At 69.4% G+C, this 19,439-nt stretch carries 23 protein-coding genes; 14 read left to right on the top strand and 9 right to left on the bottom strand.

Annotated features, from left to right (window positions below; all coding sequences use genetic code 11):
• The first annotated feature begins 50 nt into the window (after nucleotides 1-50).
• Entirely contained in the window at nucleotides 51-935 is an 885-nt protein-coding gene (locus tag V3328_RS06195) for a LysR substrate-binding domain-containing protein (protein WP_340328744.1), read from the top strand.
• 8 nt (nucleotides 936-943) lie between these two features.
• On the opposite strand, the gene V3328_RS06190 is transcribed toward V3328_RS06195, so the two are convergent.
• The 4 genes from V3328_RS06190 to V3328_RS06175 all read right to left on the bottom strand — a co-directional run bounded on the left by V3328_RS06190 (nucleotide 944) and on the right by V3328_RS06175 (nucleotide 4,589).
• On the bottom strand, nucleotides 944-1,414 hold the full coding sequence (locus V3328_RS06190) for a hypothetical protein (RefSeq protein WP_340328743.1): 471 nt from the start codon (nucleotides 1,412-1,414) through the stop codon (nucleotides 944-946).
• 1 nt (nucleotide 1,415) lies between these two features.
• Complete coding sequence (locus V3328_RS06185) at nucleotides 1,416-2,357, bottom strand: DMT family transporter (protein ID WP_340328742.1); 942 nt, start codon at nucleotides 2,355-2,357, stop codon at nucleotides 1,416-1,418.
• Nucleotides 2,354-3,724, bottom strand: coding sequence for a glutamate--cysteine ligase (locus V3328_RS06180; protein WP_340328741.1), 1,371 nt, complete (start codon nucleotides 3,722-3,724; stop codon nucleotides 2,354-2,356). Before V3328_RS06180 ends, V3328_RS06185 begins: the two co-directional genes overlap by 4 nt.
• A 136-nt stretch (nucleotides 3,725-3,860) precedes the next feature.
• Nucleotides 3,861-4,589: a 16S rRNA (uracil(1498)-N(3))-methyltransferase gene (locus V3328_RS06175; protein WP_340328740.1), complete on the bottom strand. Its 729-nt coding sequence runs from the start codon at nucleotides 4,587-4,589 to the stop codon at nucleotides 3,861-3,863.
• 79 nt (nucleotides 4,590-4,668) lie between these two features.
• On the opposite strand from V3328_RS06175, the gene V3328_RS06170 reads away from it, so the two are divergent.
• The 3 genes from V3328_RS06170 to V3328_RS06160 all read left to right on the top strand — a co-directional run bounded on the left by V3328_RS06170 (nucleotide 4,669) and on the right by V3328_RS06160 (nucleotide 6,796).
• Nucleotides 4,669-5,139: a GNAT family N-acetyltransferase gene (locus V3328_RS06170; RefSeq protein ID WP_340328739.1), complete on the top strand. Its 471-nt coding sequence runs from the start codon at nucleotides 4,669-4,671 to the stop codon at nucleotides 5,137-5,139.
• Entirely contained in the window at nucleotides 5,136-6,077 is a 942-nt protein-coding gene (gene ubiA / locus V3328_RS06165; RefSeq protein WP_340328738.1) for a 4-hydroxybenzoate octaprenyltransferase, read from the top strand. Before V3328_RS06170 ends, ubiA begins: the two co-directional genes overlap by 4 nt.
• Before the next feature lie 239 nt (nucleotides 6,078-6,316).
• Nucleotides 6,317-6,796, top strand: coding sequence for an HIT family protein (locus V3328_RS06160; protein WP_340328737.1), 480 nt, complete (start codon nucleotides 6,317-6,319; stop codon nucleotides 6,794-6,796).
• 8 nt (nucleotides 6,797-6,804) lie between these two features.
• Here the strand turns inward: V3328_RS06160 and arfB are convergent, their stop codons facing one another.
• The 3 genes from arfB to V3328_RS06145 all read right to left on the bottom strand — a co-directional run bounded on the left by arfB (nucleotide 6,805) and on the right by V3328_RS06145 (nucleotide 7,996).
• A complete protein-coding gene (arfB, locus tag V3328_RS06155; protein WP_340328736.1) occupies nucleotides 6,805-7,230 on the bottom strand; it encodes an alternative ribosome rescue aminoacyl-tRNA hydrolase ArfB in 426 nt (141 codons plus the stop codon).
• A gap of 106 nt (nucleotides 7,231-7,336) precedes the next feature.
• Nucleotides 7,337-7,609, bottom strand: coding sequence for a hypothetical protein (locus V3328_RS06150; protein WP_340328735.1), 273 nt, complete (start codon nucleotides 7,607-7,609; stop codon nucleotides 7,337-7,339).
• 87 nt (nucleotides 7,610-7,696) lie between these two features.
• Nucleotides 7,697-7,996, bottom strand: coding sequence for a hypothetical protein (locus tag V3328_RS06145; RefSeq protein ID WP_340328734.1), 300 nt, complete (start codon nucleotides 7,994-7,996; stop codon nucleotides 7,697-7,699).
• A gap of 148 nt (nucleotides 7,997-8,144) precedes the next feature.
• Between V3328_RS06145 and V3328_RS06140 the strand changes: the two genes are divergently transcribed.
• Nucleotides 8,145-9,062, top strand: a complete 918-nt coding sequence (locus tag V3328_RS06140; RefSeq protein WP_340328733.1) for a hypothetical protein — start codon at nucleotides 8,145-8,147, stop codon at nucleotides 9,060-9,062.
• A gap of 6 nt (nucleotides 9,063-9,068) precedes the next feature.
• On the opposite strand, the gene V3328_RS06135 is transcribed toward V3328_RS06140, so the two are convergent.
• Nucleotides 9,069-9,656 (bottom strand): DUF6101 family protein, encoded by a 588-nt coding sequence (locus tag V3328_RS06135; RefSeq protein WP_340328732.1) that lies wholly within the window; start codon nucleotides 9,654-9,656, stop codon nucleotides 9,069-9,071.
• Nucleotides 9,657-9,931: 275 nt separating this feature from the next.
• Between V3328_RS06135 and V3328_RS06130 the strand changes: the two genes are divergently transcribed.
• The 6 genes from V3328_RS06130 to lpxK all read left to right on the top strand — a co-directional run bounded on the left by V3328_RS06130 (nucleotide 9,932) and on the right by lpxK (nucleotide 16,093).
• A complete protein-coding gene (locus tag V3328_RS06130) occupies nucleotides 9,932-10,750 on the top strand; it encodes an inositol monophosphatase family protein (protein WP_340328731.1) in 819 nt (272 codons plus the stop codon).
• 5 nt (nucleotides 10,751-10,755) lie between these two features.
• Nucleotides 10,756-11,016 carry a DUF4170 domain-containing protein gene (locus tag V3328_RS06125; RefSeq protein ID WP_340328730.1) on the top strand — a complete coding sequence of 87 codons (261 nt, stop codon included), beginning with the start codon at nucleotides 10,756-10,758 and terminating at the stop codon, nucleotides 11,014-11,016.
• Nucleotides 11,017-11,170: 154 nt separating this feature from the next.
• A complete protein-coding gene (locus V3328_RS06120; RefSeq protein ID WP_340328729.1) occupies nucleotides 11,171-13,069 on the top strand; it encodes an ABC transporter ATP-binding protein in 1,899 nt (632 codons plus the stop codon).
• A gap of 4 nt (nucleotides 13,070-13,073) precedes the next feature.
• Nucleotides 13,074-13,772 carry a lysophospholipid acyltransferase family protein gene (locus tag V3328_RS06115; protein ID WP_340328728.1) on the top strand — a complete coding sequence of 233 codons (699 nt, stop codon included), beginning with the start codon at nucleotides 13,074-13,076 and terminating at the stop codon, nucleotides 13,770-13,772.
• Nucleotides 13,765-15,075 carry a 3-deoxy-D-manno-octulosonic acid transferase gene (locus tag V3328_RS06110; protein WP_340328727.1) on the top strand — a complete coding sequence of 437 codons (1,311 nt, stop codon included), beginning with the start codon at nucleotides 13,765-13,767 and terminating at the stop codon, nucleotides 15,073-15,075. Before V3328_RS06115 ends, V3328_RS06110 begins: the two co-directional genes overlap by 8 nt.
• Nucleotide 15,076: 1 nt before the next feature.
• A complete protein-coding gene (gene lpxK, locus V3328_RS06105) occupies nucleotides 15,077-16,093 on the top strand; it encodes a tetraacyldisaccharide 4'-kinase (protein WP_340328726.1) in 1,017 nt (338 codons plus the stop codon).
• On the opposite strand, the gene V3328_RS06100 is transcribed toward lpxK, so the two are convergent.
• Complete coding sequence (locus V3328_RS06100; RefSeq protein WP_340328725.1) at nucleotides 16,094-16,315, bottom strand: DUF2093 domain-containing protein; 222 nt, start codon at nucleotides 16,313-16,315, stop codon at nucleotides 16,094-16,096. It abuts the gene before it with no gap.
• A 175-nt stretch (nucleotides 16,316-16,490) separates the two neighbouring features.
• Here V3328_RS06100 and V3328_RS06095 point away from each other — a divergent pair, with 175 nt between their 5' ends.
• The 3 genes from V3328_RS06095 (at nucleotide 16,491) to V3328_RS06085 (ending at nucleotide 19,422) form a co-directional block, all read left to right on the top strand.
• A complete protein-coding gene (locus V3328_RS06095) occupies nucleotides 16,491-17,471 on the top strand; it encodes a hypothetical protein (protein WP_340328724.1) in 981 nt (326 codons plus the stop codon).
• A gap of 75 nt (nucleotides 17,472-17,546) precedes the next feature.
• A complete protein-coding gene (locus V3328_RS06090) occupies nucleotides 17,547-18,425 on the top strand; it encodes a lytic transglycosylase domain-containing protein (RefSeq protein ID WP_340328723.1) in 879 nt (292 codons plus the stop codon).
• Between the two features lie 121 nt (nucleotides 18,426-18,546).
• Complete coding sequence (locus tag V3328_RS06085; protein ID WP_340328722.1) at nucleotides 18,547-19,422, top strand: haloalkane dehalogenase; 876 nt, start codon at nucleotides 18,547-18,549, stop codon at nucleotides 19,420-19,422.
• Nucleotides 19,423-19,439: the final 17 nt, after the last annotated feature.

Raw genomic sequence — 19,439 nt, 5'->3', positions numbered from 1 at the left:
CCAACGAATGTTTCTAATCATCGACATAAGCGACGCTGATGGAGATGCAGATGCCGAACCTCCTCGACATAGAGCTGCTCAGGACCTTCCTGACCATTACCGAGACGGGCAGCTTCACCCGCGCCGCCGAAGAGGTGCACCGCACCCAGTCCGCGGTCTCGATGCAGATGAAGAAGCTCGAGGAGATGATCGGACGGCCATTGTTCGAACGCGGCGCGCGGTCGGTCACGCTGACGCCCGACGGCTTCCGGCTGCTCGACTACGCGCAGCGCATCGTCAGCCTCAGCGAGGAGGCGGCCGCCGTGTTCTCGGAGCCGGAGCTTCAGGGCCAGGTGACGCTGGGGGTCCCCGACGACTACGCCGACCGGCTGCTGCCGCGCGTCCTGCAGGCGTTCGCCAGGAGCCACCCCCATGTCGAACTGGTCGTGCGCTGCGAGGGCTCGTCGAGCCTTGGCGAACGGATCGAGAAGGGTGAGCTCGACCTGGCGATCGTCACCAAGTGCGATGTCGGCGAGGGGGAGGTGATCCGGCGCGAGGCGCTGAACTTCGTCGGCGCCCGCGAGCATGCGACGCATCTGGCCGACCCGCTGCCGCTGGCCGCCGGACCGCAGACCTGCTCGTGGCGGCGCTCCGCCCAGCACGCGCTCGAGTCGGTCGGCCGAAAGTATCGCGTCGCCTACACGAGTTCCTCGGCAGCGCCGCTCATCAGTGCGGTGCTGGCGGGACTGGCGATCACCATCCTGCCGGAAAGCGCGGTGCGTCCGGAAATGCGCGTCCTCACCGAGCGCGACGGATATCCGGCACTGCCGCCGTGCGACATCGGCTTCCTGCGGGCCAGGCACGCCCGTTCGGCGATCCACGACGCCCTCGCCCACCATATCGTGACGCGGATCGGCAACCTGTCGCCGGCGGTTCTGGCCGACGCCGCCGAATAGCGGCGGCCCTAGTCGCAGTAGCGCTCGACGGTGGTCAGCGCCGCCTCGGAGCGGACCAGTCCGAACGTGATCGCCTTGGGATCGAGGTGCTCCACTGCGGCGCCGGCGAGGCGGGCCTGGCTGCCCGACTTGAGCGCCGCGATCAGGTCGGCGGAAATGTCGAGATGCCCGCCCGCGGTCTGCACGTCGGAGAAGACGATCTTGTCGGCGTGCGGGTACTGGTGCAGCGTGAAGGACCGCCCGTCGACGACCAGGTCCAGTTCCTCGCCGTGCTCGAATTCCCAGTGGATGTTGTAGATCCCCAGCACCAGCCCGTCGTGCAGGCACTCGGCGGCGATCGTCGCATTGCCCGCTCGCGCCTCGCCGACCGCGATCCCCGGGCCGACCACCCGCCAGACCGCCTGCGCCGGCCCGCAGGCCGCAAGCCCCGCCACTGCGGCAGCGGCGGCCGCCAGCACGGTGGTGCGCATCTTCGTCACCTCAGCCCTCCTTCGGCCGCGGCTTGCCGAGCACGAACAGGTTGCCGGCAAGGGCGAGCGCCAGTCCCGCGATCGCGATGCCGGTCCACTCGTATCCCTCGAAAAGCCACGAGATGGCAAGGGCGCCGATGGGGAACATGACCGTCGCGTAGCCGGCCCGGCCGGGCCCGATCCGACGCATCAGGGTGAGGTAGGTCGCCATCGGCAGCACCGTGGAGACCGTCCCGAGGATTGCCAGCACCCCGGCGTAGACGGCGGTCGGTTCGAACTGCAGCGGCTCCCCGAGGGCTGCGACCAGCAGTCCGAGCACCACCGTCCCGTAGGCCATGCCCCAGGCGTTCGTGGAAATCACCGGGATGCCCTGCCTGTGCACGCCGAAGGCGACGATGTTGCCGAGCGAGAAGGTCAGCGTGCCGCCGACCGCTGCCGCCAGCCCCAGCACCGCCGCCGCGCCGGTCTCCGGCCGCGCCACCTCCGGCCAGTAGATCATCGCGATGCCGGTGATCCCGATCAGCGCGCCCAGCAGCGCCTTCGGCGACATCCGCTCGCGCAGGAACAGCGCCGCGTTGATCGGATTGAAGACCGTGACCAGCGAGAACACCACCGCCAGCAGGCCGGAGGTGACGAACTGGGCGGCGTAGTAGAACAGCGCGAAATTCGTCGAGAACATCAGCGCGCCCAGCGCCGCGAAGCGCAGGTGCAGCGACCACGGGAAGGCGATCCGCCGTCTCGACAGCACCACCCAGGCGAACATCACCGCGGTCGCGATCGCGAACCGGTAGAACGCCGACTGCCACACCGGCACGACGCCGACCTGCAGCTTGATGCCGATCCAGCCCGACGACCACAGCGCCACCGTGGCGACGTAGAGCGCGAGTTCAGCCCTGCCGAACGACCCCCCTCCATTCGCCGCCGCGACCGGCGGCGACAGGGCGTTCGTCAATAACTGCACTCCTCGAAGACCCTGTCGATGTCGCCGCCCCAGGCGCCGTTGTACCGGTCGAGCAGGAATTCGGCCGGCGTGACGCCGGTCTCGGCGATCTCGGAGAGTTCCTCGATGAACCGGGTCTCGTCTGCCTCGCCGCCGTAGCCACGGGCGCGCCGCTTCAGTCCCTCCTGGGCGATCGCCACCGTCTGCCGGGCGATCTCCTGGACCGTGGTGTCGCGGAAGGGCGTCTTCAGCGCCGTGCGCGGCACCTCGTCGCGGAGGCGCTGGCGTTCCTCGGCGGTCCAGTCCTTGACCAGGTCCCAGGCCGCATCGAGGGCCGTGGTGTCGTAGAGCAGTCCGACCCACAGCGCCGGCAGCGCGCACAGCCGCCGCCACGGCCCGCCGTCGGCGCCGCGCATCTCGATGAACTTCTTGAGCCGCACCTCGGGAAAGATCGTCGTCAGGTGGTTGACCCAGTCCGACCGCGTCGCCCTGACCCCCGGCAGCTTGGCGAGCCTTCCCTCCATCAGGTCGCGGAACGAGTCGCCGGACACGTCGTGATAGGTGTCGCCGCGCTTGACGAAGTACATCGGCACGTCGAGCGCGTAGTCGACATAGCGCTCGAAGCCGAAACCGTCCTCGAACACGAAGGGCAGCATGCCGGCGCGGTCGTTGTCGGTGTCCTTCCAGACCTCGCTGCGCAGCGACAGCAGCCCGTTCGGCTTGCCTTCCCTGAACGGCGAATTGGCGAACAGGGCGGTTGCGATCGGCTGCAGGGCCAGCCCGACCCGCATCTTCTTCACCATGTCGGCTTCGCTGGAGAAGTCGAGGTTCACCTGGACCGTGCAGGTCCGGTACATCATGTCGAGGCCCATTGTGCCGACCTTCTGCATGTAGGCCGTCATGATGTCGTAGCGCTGCTTGGGCATGCGCGGCGTCTCGGCAAGCGTCCATTTCGGCGAGAAGCCGAGGCCCAGGAAGCCGATCCCGAGCGGCTCGGCGACCTCGCGCAGCTGCGCCAGGTGGGAGTGCACCTCGCGGCAGGTCAGGTGGATCGATTCGAGCGGCGCCCCCGACAGCTCGAACTGCCCGCCCGGCTCCAGCGAGATCGCCCCGCCCTGGGTCGGGTCGACGAGGCCGATGATCTTGTCGCCGTCCATCACCGGTTCCCAGCCGAGCAGCGCCTGCATGTTGTTGAGGAGCGCCTGGATGCCGCGGCGGCCCTCGTAGGGAACCGGCGAGCAATCGGCTTCGTAGAAGCCGAACTTCTCGTGCTCGGTGCCGATCCGGAATGCCGACGGCTGCTTGCTGCCGGCTTCGAGATAGGCGACCAGTTCGTCGCGGGTCTCTAGCGGCGTGGTGTCGGTCAGATCGCGGGCCATTGGGGAAACTCGAAAGCCGGGTGGGATGCGCACAATACATAGGGTGACGCGTCAGGCAATCATCACTTCCTTATGACTGCCATTCCTGACGCGGATGGGTCGCGCGGCTCGCCCACCCTGTTCCGCCGCGCGGCGTTCAGGTCCAGTCGCCGAGGACCGCCTGAATCAGGGTCAGTGCCGCGATGCCGGCGGTATCGGCGCGCATGACGCGCGGTCCCAGCGAAATCGCCACGACATTGACCGAGGCGCGCAGCGCCTGGGCCTCCTCCTCGGAAAATCCGCCCTCCGGGCCGATCAGCACGGCCAGGGGCCCCGGCTGCACGGCCTTCAGCGCCGCGATGGGATCCTGCACCGGCGCCGCCTCGTCGCAGAAGACGAGCGTGCGAAGCGGGTCGCGGTCGGCGAGGAACCCCTCCAGCGAGACGGGCTCGGCGACGTCCGGCACCCACAGGACCCCGCACTGCTCGGCGGCCTCGACGGCGTTGGCGCGCAGGCGGTCGGTCTTCACCCGCTCGGTGATCGTATGGCGGGTGATCACCGGATGCAGTTCTGATGCACCCAGTTCCGTCGCCTTCTGAGCGATGAAATCGAGCCGCGCCTTCTTGATCGGCGCGAAGCAGTAATGGAGGTCGACCGGCGAAGACTGCTCCCGGGTCCGGGCGCTGACCTCGACCAGCGCGTCCCGCTTGCCGCGGCGCCGGACTTCTCCGAGCCACTCGCCGTCGCGGCCGTTGAACAACAGGACGGCATCGCCGTCCGACCGGCGCATGACGGTCAGCAGATAGTGGGCCTGCTCCTGCGCCAGCGGAACCGGTCCCGCCCCGCTCAGCGGTGCATCGACATACAGGCGCGGGGGTTTGCTCAAGGCGCGATCCGTCCCTCGATTTTCGCTTTGTCCTCATCTAACGTCCGCCGCGATCGACTTAAACCCCGGGTCTCACCGAATGACCGTCCCCGACATCGCACTTGCAGACTGCCGCGAGCAGGACTGGGACACGCTGGCCGCCTTCATGCACGCCTTCTGCGAGGAGGACGGCCACGCGCACGGCCCGGACAACGAAGCCGCGCTGCGGACGCTGATCGACAACCCGCTGTATGGCCGCGCGCTGCTCGTCTGGCACGGCGACGAACCGGTCGGCTACGCGGTCCTGTGCTACGGCTTCTCGCTGGAATTCTGCGGCCGCGACGGATTTCTCGACGATATCTACGTGGCGCCGGCCCATCGTGGCCTGGGGATCGGCAGGCTCGTGCTGGAGCGCCTGCAGGCGGTCGCCCGCGACGACGGCATCAGGACGCTGCACCTGGAGGTGATGGACGGCAACGACGGCGCCGCCCGGCTCTACCGGCGCCTCGGCTGGCACACCCGCAAGTCGCGGATGATGACCAAGTCCCTCGTCGCCGACGCCGCGACATGACGCAGGGGACCGACACGACGGCAACGATCGACGCGGTGCGCGACCATTGGGTCGCCCGCCTCGCGCCGGCCTGGGCGAAGCCCTACCTGCGCATGGCCCGCATCGACCGTCCGATCGGCTGGTGGCTGCTGCTGTGGCCGTGCTGGTGGTCGACGGCGCTGGCCGCGGTCGCCGCCGGCGCGCCATGGCCGAACCCCTGGCATATCGTCCTGTTCCTGGTCGGCGCGATCTCGATGCGCGGCGCCGGCTGCGTCTGGAACGACATCGTCGACCGCGACATCGACGCGAAGGTCGAGCGCACCCGCAAGCGGCCGATTCCCTCCGGCCAGGTGAGCGTCCTGCAGGCAGCGGTTTTCATGGCCTCGCTCTGCCTGATCGGGCTCCTGGTGCTGCTCCAGTTCAATTGGTTCGCGGTCGGCGTCGGCTTCGCCTCGGTGCTGATCGTCGTCGTCTACCCGCTGATGAAGCGGGTGACGTGGTGGCCGCAGTTCGTGCTGGGTCTGGCCTTCAACTGGGGCGCACTGATGGGCTGGGCGGCGGCATTCGGATCGCTGTCCTGGGCGCCGCTGTTGCTCTATGTCGGCGGCATCGCCTGGACGATCGGCTACGACACGATCTACGCCCATCAGGACATCGCCGACGACGAGCTCATCGGCGTCCATTCGACCGCCCGCCTGTTCGGCGGCCGCACGCGCGAGATGGTCGCCCTGTTCTTCGCGCTGGCCACCCTGCTGTTCGGTCTTGCCTTCCATGCGGCCGGCGCCGGCTGGCCGGCCTGGCTCGGTCTCTTCGCCGCGGCCGCCCAGATGGTCTGGCAGGTGGCGACCTTCCGCTACGACGATCCCGCCCGCTGCCTCAGGCTGTTCCGCTCCAATCGCGACTACGGCTGGATCCTGTTCGCCGGCCTGGTGGCGGATGCGGCGATTTCGGCCCTTTAGCCGCGAATGGGCGCCAGGTCCGGCACTTTCAACTTTACTTTTCGCCGTTTCGCCGTCAAAACCCGCCACATGAGCACGCAGCGGCACATCATGATGACCATGGACGTGATCGACCCCCGGTCGGTCGCGGTGGGCCATCCTGCGCTGACTTAAGCGTCTCGCCCACCAACGCCCCCGCCGGGAACGGCAGGGGCATGGCGACGCATCCTCTCCGTTCCGGCAGACCAACGGAGAGCAAGATGAGCCTCGAAAACCGCCCCGAACATCCCCCGGAACATCACTGCATCTTCTGCGCGATAGTCGCCGGCAGGGCGCCCGCGCACATCGTGCTGGAAAACGACCTCGTCGCCGCCTTTCTCGACATCAACCCGGTGACGCCCGGCCACGTCCTGATCGTGCCGAAACGCCATGCGGCGAGCCTTGCCGATCTGACCTTCATCGAGAATGCGTCCGTGTTCCAGGCCGGCAAGGACATTGCCTCCGCCCTGCGGTCGTCCGGCCTGCAATGCGAGGGCATCAACTATTTCGTGGCGGACGGCGCGGCGGCGTTCCAGGAAGTCTTCCACTTCCACCTGCACGTCTTTCCGCGCTATCGCGGCGACAGCTTCCGCATCGACGCCGACTGGTCGAATCCGCCGGAATTCGCCGCGCTGTCCGAGCCCGCCGACCGCATCCGCAGGACGCTGGGTGCGCGTTCGGCGCCCATGATGCCGGTGTGACGATGCCGCTAGTCGAGCTGCGGCTTGCCGCGCGCCTTCTTCACCTTGGCGCGGGCCGTCTTGGCGTCGAGACGGCGCTTCTTGGAGGCGAGCGTCGGCCGCGTGGCGATGCGCCGCGTCGGCCGCTGCGCCGCTGCGCGGATCAGCTCCACCAGGCGCTCGCGGGCGTCCTCCCGGTTGCGCTCCTGGGTGCGGTGGCGCCGGGCGTCGATCACCAGGATCCCGTCGCTCGTCAGCCGGCGCCCGGCGAGCGTCTTGAGCCGTGCGCGGACATATCCCGGCAGCGACGAGGACCGGGCGACGTCGAACCGCAACTGCACGGCCGTGGCGACCTTGTTGACGTTCTGCCCGCCCGGGCCGGAGGCCTGGACGAACCTCTCCTCGATTTCGCTCTCTTCTATCGAGATGTCGGGTGTGATGGGGATGCTGGCCATCTGTCGCCGCCGTCGCGCCCGCAGTCCAAACCTTTCGAGCCGGCGGCGATAATAGGCCTTGCCGCGCCGGAGTGAACACCCGGCGCGGCATGTGGTCGGAAATCCGTCAGGACTTGAGCATTTCCAGGCACTTGGCCGCCGCTTCGGCGGAGCTCTTGGCGCTGGCGCGGCTGACCTTGCCGGACATTGCCAGCGACTTCGTCGTGTCGGTGAGGACGCTGCGCAGGTCCGTGGAGGCGCTGACCTGGGGGGCGGTGGCGTCGTAGATCGTCTTCGATTCGGCGCTGAGGCCGGCGGCGCAGGAATCGGCCTCCTGCTGGCCGGCGTAGGCTGCCGTCGCAGTGAGCAATACGGTTGCGGTCAGAAACAAGCGAAGCATGGATTTCCTTTCTCCTGTTGCTAGAATCGGGTGGGCGCCGTGGAAGCCACGGCGTCCGGTTCGCGGTGGCGGACGGATGTGCCCCGGTCAGCGCCGACCGGCGCGGTTGACCGGCCCGCCGAGATTGACGGGCGCGGCGCCGGGTGCGCCGACGCCCACGCCGGGAGCAAGCCCGACACCGGCCGCGCCGGCGCCCGCGCCGGGCAGTACGCCGATGCCCGAGCCGACGCCGCCGGGCTGCACGACCGGTGCGGCGCGGACGACGGGCCTGGCCACGCAGCCGACGGGCAGGCCCGGCGACGTGCAGTAGACGACGGCCGCCTCGGCGGGCGCGGCCGTCAGCGAGGCGAGAGCCGCGCAGATGCCGGCGAGGAAAGGTTTGGTCATGGTCGGTCTTCCGGTTTTCCAGCAAGCGAGCGACAGGCCGCTGCTGTATAGGCTATTGCCTCGCCGGAGAGTGCAGGGTGAGAACGCCGAGGCCAATGTCAAAGATTGATCGCATCAGCCTGCGCGGCGGCCCATACCGGAACGAATGATGACCGTGTCCGGAACATCGGCCAGTCCGGCGGGACGGTCGTTCGGGGCTCCGACTCCCGATCAGGTCGCCGCGCTGTGCGCGGACCCGCGTTTCCCCGCCGCGCGCCGGCGCATCGTCACGGGGCTGGTCGGCCATTTCCGCGGCAACCGGATCGTCAACCGCGTGCTGAACGATCGCGGCCGGATCCTGATGGGGCTGCTCATTCTCGACCTGCATTTCAACGGCGAAGCGGATGGCGGTCTCACGGCGACGCGCCTGAAGCAGGTCTGCGCCGAAACCGGCGTGTGCAGTCCGGGACGGGTCACGGCGATGCTCGGCATCATGCGGCTGTTCGACTTCATTACCGATCGGCCGGGGCCGGATCGCCGCGTACGCCGGCTGGTGCCGACCGGGCGTCTGCTCGCGGTTCATCGCGAGCGCTGGCGCCATTTCTTCGAGGCCTTGAGCTTGCTCGGGCACGACGGCGCGGCGGCGCAGGACCGGCTCGACGATCCGGCTTTCGTCGCCCCCCTGCTCGGCGCCATGGCCGGCATGTTCCGGGGCGGAATGCGCGTCACCGACTACGTTCCCGAGCTCGCGCCGATCGTCCGGCGCGACGGCGGGTTGATGATCGTGCTGTCGATTGCGCTTGCCGGCGAGGCGGGCCGCGCGGACGCTGCCGGCCCTGTCGACCTGACGATCAGCGCCATGGCGAAACGCTTCGCCGTCTCGCGCGGCCATGTCCTGTCGGTGCTCCGGGACGCCGAGCAGCAGGGCCTGATCACCCGGACCGGGCCCCGCGGCGAGGGCATTTCGGCGACGCCGGCCCTGCGCGACACCGTCGACCGATTCGCCGCAGCGGCGCTGCTCATTCATGTGGCATCGGTCCGCGCGGCGCTGTCGGGATTTGCCGCGCCGAACCGGGCCTACGGCTAGATCGGTTCAGTCCGACGGGGTCCGGGCGATGATCTCGTCCTCCCGGTGGACGATCCCGGGCAGCGCCCCGCCCATCTTGCGCCCGCACAGGAAACGCGGCCGGCGTTCCTCGAAGAACCGGTTGGCCCGCCGGGCCCGCGGCGGCTTCACCGCCACCGCGCCGATGCGGGCATCGGGTTCGTATATCTCGCCCAGCGCCGTCTCGATCAGCAGCGGCCGGGCGAGTGCCCGCCCCCAGGCCTGCCATTCGGCGATCACGTCGTCGGTGTCGTCGGCCTCGAACAGCGGCACGCCCAGTTCGCAGTTGGCGTGATGCAGGCGGAGGCCGACCCGAACTGTGCCGCGCCGGTCGCGGACGCTGAGAAGCACGCCGCGGTAGGATCCGATCGGTACCGTCACGTACAGCGGCGCCCCCGCATTGGTCTCGCGCCGGATCATCACCCCGTCGCGCCCGACGACCGCGGTCTGCGGCACGCCTCCGGCGCGGGACCACCCGTGGAAGGTGACCCGCGCCGGCAACTGGAAGGGATCGAGCCGCAGCAGGCAGCTCTCTCCCTCGGACATCCTGGCGATGTCCGTGGTCTGACGCCTCATCGAATTCTCCCCGTGAATTCTCTGTGTCCGGCCGTTTGTTTTCTGGTGGCCGCGAACGCCGTGGACTCTGGCCGGGAAAGATTGGAAACGACTTAAGGGGTTCGGTTAAAACTCGGTCACCGGAACCGTCCGACTTGAACGCGGCAGCCCCGATCACTACACAAGCCCTGCGGGCTGCTTTCGCACCTGCGAAAACGGTCCGCGACGGTGCCCTGTCGAAACTGCGGCTTGTCGAGCCGGCGCCGCGGACCCAGGCCCTCACAGAAGGCGAACCCGTGCCGACAGCGTCCGAAACCGATCGCATCGACCTCGACCTGATATCCGAAGCCGCCCGGGAGGCCGGCGCCCTGGCGCTCGACTTCTTCAGGAAGGCCCCGCGGCGCTGGAACAAGGCGGACGACACGGTGGTCACCGAGGCCGACATCGCGGTCGATCGCCTGCTGATGGAGAAACTGCGGACGGCCCGGCCCGCCTATGGCTGGCTGTCGGAGGAGCATCCCGACGACGGCTCGCGCCTGAAGGCGGTGCGCGCCTTCATCGTCGATCCGATCGACGGGACCCGCGCCTTCGTCGACGGCGGCGACGAATGGGTCGTCTCCATCGGTATCGCGGCGGGCGAGCATCCGGTCGCCGGCGTCCTCTGCAATCCGGTGCGCGACGAACTGTGGACCGCCCGGGCCGGCGGCGGCGCGTGGCGCAACGGCGAGCGTCTCGCCGTCTCCGATACGGCGGGGCTGGCCAGCGCCCGGATCGCCGCCTCCCGCAAGGCGGCGGCGGAGGCCGGCCTCGACGATGCCGCGTTCGTGCCCGACCGGCGCTTCCTGAAGTCGCTTGCCCACCGGCTCGCGCGGGTCGCCGCCGGCGAGACCGACGCGGCGCTGGCGACGTCCGACAGCGCCGACTGGGACCTCGCCGCCGCGCTGCTGCTGGTGCGCGAGGCCGGCGGCGTCGTCACCGACATGTACGGCGAGCCCGTTCGCCTGAACCAGCTCAGCACCAAGCATCCCGCCTTCGTCGCCGCGGGGCCGCGCCTGCACGCGGCGATCCTCGAGGCGGCGGTCCGTAGCGAAGCCATCGTGAAAGCGGAGGATTGAGCCATATGCCCGGAACCCAGCCCGAAAGGCAGCTCCTGCACCTCGTCTTCGGCGGGAAGCTGAACGATATCGAGTCGGTGGAATTCGAGGATCTCGAGACGCTGGACATCGTCGGCGTCTATCCGAACTATGCGAAGGCCTACGACGCCTGGAAGGCCGCCGCCCAGCGCACTGTCGACGACGCCGAGACGCGGTATTTCATCGTGCATCTGCACCGCCTCCTCGATCCGGAGGTGTCGGCGCCGCCGAAGCCCGGCGCATCCTGACCCCCGCACCGGGGCAACTTCCCCGGGTGCGACTTTTCGGCGACAGGCGCCGCACAAACGCAACGTGTCACAGGTGACGGCGGCGACAAGACGGGATAGAACGCGCCGGCAACCATCGCGACCGTGAGCGCGCCGGCGCCGAAGGAAAGAACGCGTGGCCTCGAACGTATTCAGCGACTCGATTTCGGTCGAAAGATCCGACGACAGCCTGCAGACGTCGAACCTGTCGACGTGGCAGGTCGTCGGCCGGCTCGTCCGCGATCACCTGCTGCCGCGCAAGAAGCTGCTCGGCGGCTGTTTCGCGGCGATGGCGCTGTCGGCCGCCGCCACCGGCTCGCTGCCGTTCCTGATGCAGCAGGCCGCCGACGAGGTGTTCCTCGGCAAGAACGAGACGATGCTCTACGTGCTGCCGGTGCTGGTGGTGATCCTGGTCGGCCTGAAGGCCGTCTCGGAGTACTTCTCCACCGTCGGCCAGGCCTATGTCGGCAACCGCATCGTCGCCGACCTGCGCGTCGAGATGTTCGAGCGGCTGACCCAGGCCGATCTCGGCTGGCTGCAGCGCACCCATTCCGGCCGCTTCCTGTCGAGCTTCATGAACGACGTCATGGCGATCCGCGAGGCCGCCGGCCTGACCATCGTCGCGCTCGGCCAGAACATCCTCAAGGTGATCATGCTGACCGTGGCCATGTTCTACATGGACTGGACGCTGTCGATCTTCGCGGTGATCGCCATCCCGTTCGCGCTCAGGGTGCTCGGCCGCCAGCGCAAGCGCGTCCATGTCTCCGCCACCAAGACGTTCCAGGAGACCGGCGACCTGTCCTCGCTGGTGTCGCAGACGCTGACCGGCATCCGCGTCGTCAAGGCCTATGACCGCGAGGCGCACGAGACCGAGCGGGCGCGGCGGATCATCGACCGCACGCTCGAATTCATCATGCGCTCGGTGCGCACCAAGGCCTCGTCCGGTCCGATCGTCGAGGCGCTGACCGGCGTGGGCTTCGCGCTGGCGATCTTCTATGGCGGCTACCAAGGCATCCACGGCGGCCTGACCGCCGGCGAGTTCATGGGCTTCGTCACCGCCGCCATGCTGATGTACCAGCCGATGAAGGCGGTGGCTGCGCTGCAGACGATGCTGCAGGAAGGAGTCGCCGCGGCAAACCGCGTGTTCGGCATCATCGACCAGGACAGCCGGGTCGCCGAGAAGCCGGGCGCTGCCCCCCTCAAGGTCACAGAAGGCGAGATCCGGCTCGAGAACGTCAACTTCTCCTACCGCGACGGCGAGGCGGTGTTGCGCGACCTGTCGCTGACGGTCCCCGCCGGCAAGCGCATCGCTCTGGTCGGGTCCAGCGGCGCCGGCAAGAGCACCGTCCTCAACCTGCTGCTGCGCTTCTATGATCCGCAGTCCGGCCGGATCCTGATCGACGGCCAGTGCATAGAGGACGCCACCATCTCCAGTGTCCGGCTCGCGAGCGCCCTGGTCACCCAGGACCCGGTGCTGTTCGACGACACCATCCGCCACAACATCATGTACGGCTCGGAAGGGGCAAGCGAGGAGCAGGTCATCGCCGCCGCCAGGGCCGCCGTCGCGCACGACTTCATCATGAGCTTCCCGAAGGGGTACGATACGCCGGTCGGCGAGGCTGGCGGCATGCTGTCGGGCGGTCAGCGCCAGCGCATCGCGTTCGCCCGCGCCATGCTGCGCGACGCGCCGATCCTGCTGCTCGACGAGCCGACCAGCTCGCTCGACTCCGAATCCGAGGCGCTCATCCAGGAGGGCCTCAACGTCCTGCTCAAGGGGCGCACGGTGGTGATGATCGCCCACCGCCTGTCGACGGTGAAGAAGGCCGACATGATCCATGTCATGGAGAAGGGCCGGATCGTCGAGAGCGGCACCCACGACGAGCTCGTGGCAAAGGACGGCGCCTATGCGCGGTTGCACCGCACCCAGTTCGGCGATGTCGCCGGGACCGCACCGGCCGCCGTCAAGCCGCGCCGGCGCACGGCGGCGAAGCCCGCCGGAGCCGAACGCGCGCCGGCCAAGGCGACCAACGCCTGAGGCAATGCGAAAACGACTGTTTGATGCCCGTTGGGTGCAGGTCTCGCTCGGCGCCTTCGGTGCCGCCTACCTGCGCTTCGTCTACCGCACCAGCCGCTTCACGGTCGAGCCGCCGGACGTCTACGAGCGCCTCGACGGCAACCTGCCGGTGATCCTCGCCTTCTGGCACGGGCAGCACTTCCTGATGCCGTTCATCAAGAAGCCCTATCACCGCGCCAGGGTGCTGATTTCCCGCCACCGCGACGGCGAGATCAACGCCCAGACCGCGCAGCGCCTCGGGATCGGCACGATCCGGGGCTCCGGCGACATCAACAAGGGCAAGTTCCACGTCAAGGGCGGCCCCGTCGCGTTCCGCGAGATGCTGTCCACTCTCGAGGAGGGGATCAACGTGGCGCTGACGGCCGACGTTCCGAAGATCTCGCGGCGCGCGGGTCTCGGCATCGTCAAGCTCGCGCAGCAGTCCGGACGGCCGATCATTCCCGTCGCCATCGCCACGCGCCGGCGCATCGAGATGAAGAGCTGGGACAAGGCGGCGATCAACCTGCCCTTCAGCCGCGGCGCCGCCGTCGCCGGCGACCCGATTTTCGTCGCCGCCGACACCGACCGGGACGGCCTCGAGGCCTACCGCAGGCGGGTCGAGGAATCGCTCGAAACCTGCACGCGGCGCGCCTACGAGATGGCCGACGGCAAGGCCGATGCCTGAGGCGCCGCGGTCGATCCTGCTCGGCGCCTATCGCGGCCTGACCTCGATCGGCCATCCTCTCGTCGGACCGCTGTTGGCCTGGCGGCTGCGCCGCGGCAAGGAGGATCCCGAACGCGTTGCCGAGCGCCGCGGCATCGCAAGCCGTGACCGCCCCGACGGTCCCCTGGTCTGGATACACGCGGCAAGCGTCGGCGAGACGATATCCGTGGTGCCGCTGATCGACCGGATCGCCTGCGGATGCGGTCTGTCGGTGCTGCTGACGACGGGCACGGTGACATCGGCGCAGATCGCCGAGGCGCGGCTGCGCGAACTGTCCGGCCGCGGCGCCTCGGTGGTCCACCAGTACGTTCCCCTCGACGGCCCGCGTTTCGTGCGCCGGTTCCTGGACCACTGGCGGCCGGGCCTGGCGATATTCGTCGAGTCGGAGATCTGGCCGAACATTCTCCTCCAGGCCTCCGAAAGCGGCTGCCGGCTGGCGCAGGTCAACGCGCGCATGTCGGACCGCTCCTTTGCCCGCTGGCAGAAGCGCCCCGCGATGATCAGGGCGATGCTCGGCCGCTTCGACATCTGCCTTGCCCAGTCCGGCACTGATGCCGACCGGCTGCGGCAGCTCGGCGCCGCAAACGTCGTCGACACCGGCAACCTGAAATACGATGTTCCCGCGCCCGAGGCGGACGAAGCCGACCTCCGCGACCTGTCAGCCGCGGTCGGCGACCGGCCGAGATGGGCCGCCGCGAGCCTGCACGCGGGGGAGGACGAGCCGGTGCTGGAGACCCATTTGCATCTGTCGCCGCGCCACCGCGACCTGCTGACGGTGCTTGCGCCGCGCCATCCCGAGCGCGGCGCGGAGATCGCCGCGGCCGCGGCGGCGCGCGGCCTGACTCCGGTCCTGCGCTCCCGGGGTCGGATGCCGGACGAGCGGACCGATGTCTACATCGTCGACACGATCGGCGAGATGGGCCTCGTCTACCGGCTCGCCCCGGTCGTCTTCGTCGGCGGATCGCTGGTCGCCAGCGGCGGCCACAATCCGATCGAGGCGGCCAAGCTGTCGACGGCGATCCTGCACGGCCCGCACATCAGGAACACCACCGACATCTTCGCCGCACTGCATGCTGCCGGCGCAGCCGACGAGGTGTCCGGCGCGGAGGCGCTGGCGGAGCGTGTCGGCCACTTCCTCGCCTCTCCCGAAGACGTCTCCCGCCGCGCCAGGGCGGCCAGCGCGGCGGTTCTGGGCCTCTCCGGTGCGCTGGACCGGTCGATGGAGGCGCTGGCGCCGCTGCTCGATGCGGCGCGGAGGTCGTGAGATGCGCGCCCCGGCGTTCTGGCAGGAGACGCGCCCGAGCTGGCAGGCGATGTGCCTCTGGCCGCTGTCGCTGCTCTACGGCGCCGTGGCGCGTGTCCGGTTCGCGAAGGCGCCCACCAGCCGTGCCGCCGTCCCTGTCGTCTGCATCGGCAATCCGACCCTGGGCGGCTCCGGCAAGACGCCGACGGCCATCCTGACGGCACGCTGCCTGCAGGCGCTCGGCCGCCGGCCGGTTTTCCTGAGCCGCGGCTACGGCGCACGGGTCGCCGGGGCGCTCACCGTCGACCCGGCCGTCCACACGGCCGCCGATGTCGGCGACGAGCCGCTGCTGCTGGCGCGGACCGCACCGACGGTGGTATCCCCGGACAGGGTCGCCGGCGCCGCCCGTGCCGCGACGCTGGGCGACGTCATCGTCATGGACGACGGCTTCCAGAACCCCGCGCTCCACAAGGACCTGTCGCTGCTGGTCTTCGACGCCGGCTACGGCGTCGGCAACGGCTACGTGTTTCCCGCCGGGCCGTTGCGGCTGCCGCTCGGGCCGCAACTGGCGCGTGCGCAGGCGGTGGTGCTGATCGGAACGGGCGACCGGTCGGAGTCGGCGCTCGCCGGGGCAGGCGTCGCGGCCCCAGATATCCTGAAGGGGGAACTCCGGCCCGATCCGGCCATGACGGCCGCGCTCACGGGCCGGCCGGTACTGGCGTTCGCCGGAATCGGACGACCGGAGAAGTTCTTCGGCTCGCTCGAGGATATCGGCGCGCAGGTGGTGGAGCGGCGTCCCTTCGCCGACCATCACCGCTATTCGGAGGCCGACGCGCGCGGCCTGATGGCGATGCAGCGGCGCAGCGGCGCCATTCCCGTCACCACCGAGAAGGATCTGGTGCGGATCGGATCGCCTCGCGGCGGAGCGCTGAAGTCGCTGTCGGAGGCGCTCGTCGCCCTGCCGGTGTCGCTGGCGCTCGACGAGGCCAGCGCCGTCAGGTTCCAGGCCCTGCTGGAGCGCCTGCTGGCGCCGCAGTGATTACCGGTCCTGCTGGGTCTCTTCGTAACGCTGCGCGGCAATCTCCGGCCCGGCATAGGCTTCCTGCCGCTCGACGCTCCAGTAGCGGAGCTCCGTCAGCGGAATCTGCTGCCCCGTCACCGCGCAGAGCACGTAGCCGCCGGGCTTGAGGACGCGATAGTCGCCATCCAGGTACTGGATGCCCGCCTCGCCCTGCGCTGATGGTCGTTCGTAGCGGTTCATGTCGCCCACGCGGTTTCGTTGGATTGCCCGGGAATAGATAGCCGCTGGCGTCGCCGATTTCCACACCCGGCGGGGGGCCGGAGCACATTTGCCGGTGCCGGTCCCGCCGGTCGTCACGGATTGTCAGTAATCGCAGGGGCATTATCCTGGGACTGCTCAACTGGAGGATCCGAGAATGTTCAAACGAGTTGCAGCCGCCGGCGCGATGCTGGCGGTCCTGTGTCCCGGCATCGCCGCGGCGCAGGGCGACGCGCCTGCGGCGTCCGGCACGCAAATGGCGGCCGCGATGCAGCAGCAGGCTCCCGCCGCCCAGGGGATGCCCATGCAGCCGGGCATGCCGATGATGTATCCCGGCATGCAGCAGAATCCCGGCATGTACCCGTCCATGCCGATGGCCCCCGGCATGGCCGCCGATCCGGCCGGCGCCGGCGCCCAGGGCGCCTCGCAGCCGACCTACGAGTACATCCAGCAGGCAGCGTCGATGTCCTACGACGGCCAGACGCTGACGCTCGAAGGTCTCGCCCCGGCCACCATCTTCTTCAGCGACCGCCCCTACCGGCTGATCGGCCAGGTCGACACCGGGACCTTCGCCTCGCTGTGGGACGAACCGGACGGCACCTTCCGGACCGACCCGCCCAACGCCGCCGTCACGGTGCTCGGCTCGGCGGACACGGAGCCGGCGATCGTGGAACTCACCACGGCCACCGTCGAGGGCTCGACGGTCCGCTACGGCGTGAAGGTGCTGTCGGGCGAGTTGCCGGACGGCGGCCAGGACGTCGCCGTCTTCATCGACCACGGTCCCGGCTTCGCCCATTTCGGCGGCGGCGGCTACCGGCCGGCCTACCATCCCGGCTACCATCCCTATCACCCCTACTATCCGCCCTATCATCCGGGCTACCACCCGTACCATCCCTACTATCCGCCCTATCACCCCTACTACCCGCCGCCCTACTACCCGCACTACAACAGCGGCGCGGCGGTCGCGGCCGGCGTCGGCGCGCTGGCGGGTGCGGCGATCGGGGCGGCGGCGGCGAGCCAGCCCACGCAGGTCTACACCTACCCGGTGCCGACCGGCAGCGTGCCGGCGAACTGCTATCTCAACTCCAGCCACACGCGGATGATCTGCTCGGTGCCGCTCAGCCAGCCGCCGCAGTAGTCGGCCTTCGCCGGGCCCGTGTCGTCGCACGGACCCGGCTTTACACCTGCCGGCAAATGGAAAATCCTGTCGGCCATGCGTACGATCGCGCGTTGCGTCCTTGCCGCCTGGCTTTCGATGACCTCGGCCGCCCAGGCCGAGGAGTCGCCGCCCGACGGCGTCGAAACCGCCGCCCCTGCCCCGCCCAGCCGCGCCGACATCTGCGCCTATATCGAGCAGGCGGCCGGCGACCACGGCCTGCCGGTGTCGTTCCTGACCAGGCTGATCTGGCGCGAGAGCAGCTTCCGTCCCTGGGTGGTGAGCCCGAAGGGTGCCCAGGGCATCGCCCAGTTCATGCCGGCGACGGCGGCCGAACGCGGCCTGGCGGATCCGTTCGATCCCGAGCCGGCGATCGCCGCCGCCGCGTCCTTCCTGACCGACCTGCGGGAGCTGTTCGGCAATCTCGGCCTGGCCGCGGCCGCCTATAACGGCGGCCCGAACCGGATATCCGGCTGGCTCGCGGGAACCGATGTCCTGCCGGCCGAAACCCACCAGTTCGTGCGGATCATCACCGGCCGGATGGCGACCGACTGGCGGGCGCCCGACGGCGGCCCCGTCCCCGCCGACCCGCCGGAGAGCGCCCGGCCGACGCGCTGCCTCGACGTCGTCGCTTCGATCGCCCGCCCGTCGCGCACCATCATGACTGCCGGCCCGGATGCCACCGCGCCCTGGGGCGCCCAGGTCGCCGGGCACTTCTCGCGCGACCGCGCCCTGTCGATCTATTCGAACCTGCAGCAGCGCTACGACGCGGTGCTGGCCGACCGCGCGCCGATGGTCGTGGGCACGCGAAACCGCAGCCGCGGCGCCGCCGTGTTCTTCGACGTCAGGGTGCCGGCGGAGACGAAGCAGGAGGCAGCCGACCTGTGCGCCCTGCTGCGGGCCCGCGGCGCAGCCTGCATCGTCCGCAAGAGCTGACCTCCGCCCCGTCCAGCGAAAGGCGGCGGTAATCAAACCGTGGCTGCATCGACCCGGCGTCGCGGCTATAGATGTCCGCGTTCGCAGCGGCACGCCTGCCGGCCAATGGGGAGGAAGGATCATGAAGGACGCCTATGGCAGCCCGCATCCGCAGTCGCGGATCACCGTCGCCGGCGCCGATATCGCCTATGTCGACACCGGCGTGCCGGACGGACGGCCGGTCGTCTTCCTGCACGGCAACCCGACCTCGTCCTACCTGTGGCGCAACATCATCCCCTACGCGGCGAAGACCCACCGCTGCCTGGCCCCGGATCTCGCCGGAATGGGCAATTCCGGGCCGTTGCCGGCAGGCGGCTATACGCTCGCCGACCACCTCGCGGTCACCGACGCCTGGTTCGAGGCGATGGACCTCACCGGCGTCACCCTGGTGATCCACGACTGGGGCTCCTCGATCGGCATGGACTGGGCCCGCCGCAATCCCGATCGCGTCGCCGGGATCGTCCACATGGAGGCGATCGTCGCGCCGCGGATGTGGGCGGACTTCCCCGAGGGCCGCGACACGCTGTTCCGGCGCCTGCGCAGCGAGGAAGGCGAGAAACTGGTGCTGGAGGAGAACTTCTTCGTCGAGACCGTGCTGCCGCGCAGCATCCTGCGCGAGCTGACCGGCGAGGAGATGGACACCTACCGGGCCCCCTTCCCGACACCGGAGTCGCGCCTGCCGACGCTGGTCTGGCCGCGCCAGATCCCGATCGAGGGCGAACCGGCCGACGTCGTCGCGCTGGTCGAGCGCTACGGCGCCTTCATGAAGGACAGCCCGATCCCGAAGCTGTTCCTCAACGCCACCCCCGGCGCCATCGTCTCGACCGAGAAGGTGCGCGACATATGCCGCTCCTGGGCAAACCAGCGCGAGGTGCAGATCAAGGGCATCCACTTCGTCCAGGAGGACTGCCCCGACGAGATCGGCCAGGCGCTGGCGGCATTCTTGTCGGAAAACTAGCCGGGAGCGCCGCAGCG

It is taken from the genome of Microbaculum marinum (assembly GCF_037855135.1).
In the GTDB taxonomy this organism is placed as follows: Bacteria; Pseudomonadota; Alphaproteobacteria; order Rhizobiales; family Tepidamorphaceae; genus Microbaculum; species Microbaculum marinum.
This window is presented reverse-complemented; position numbering and strand designations above follow the sequence as displayed.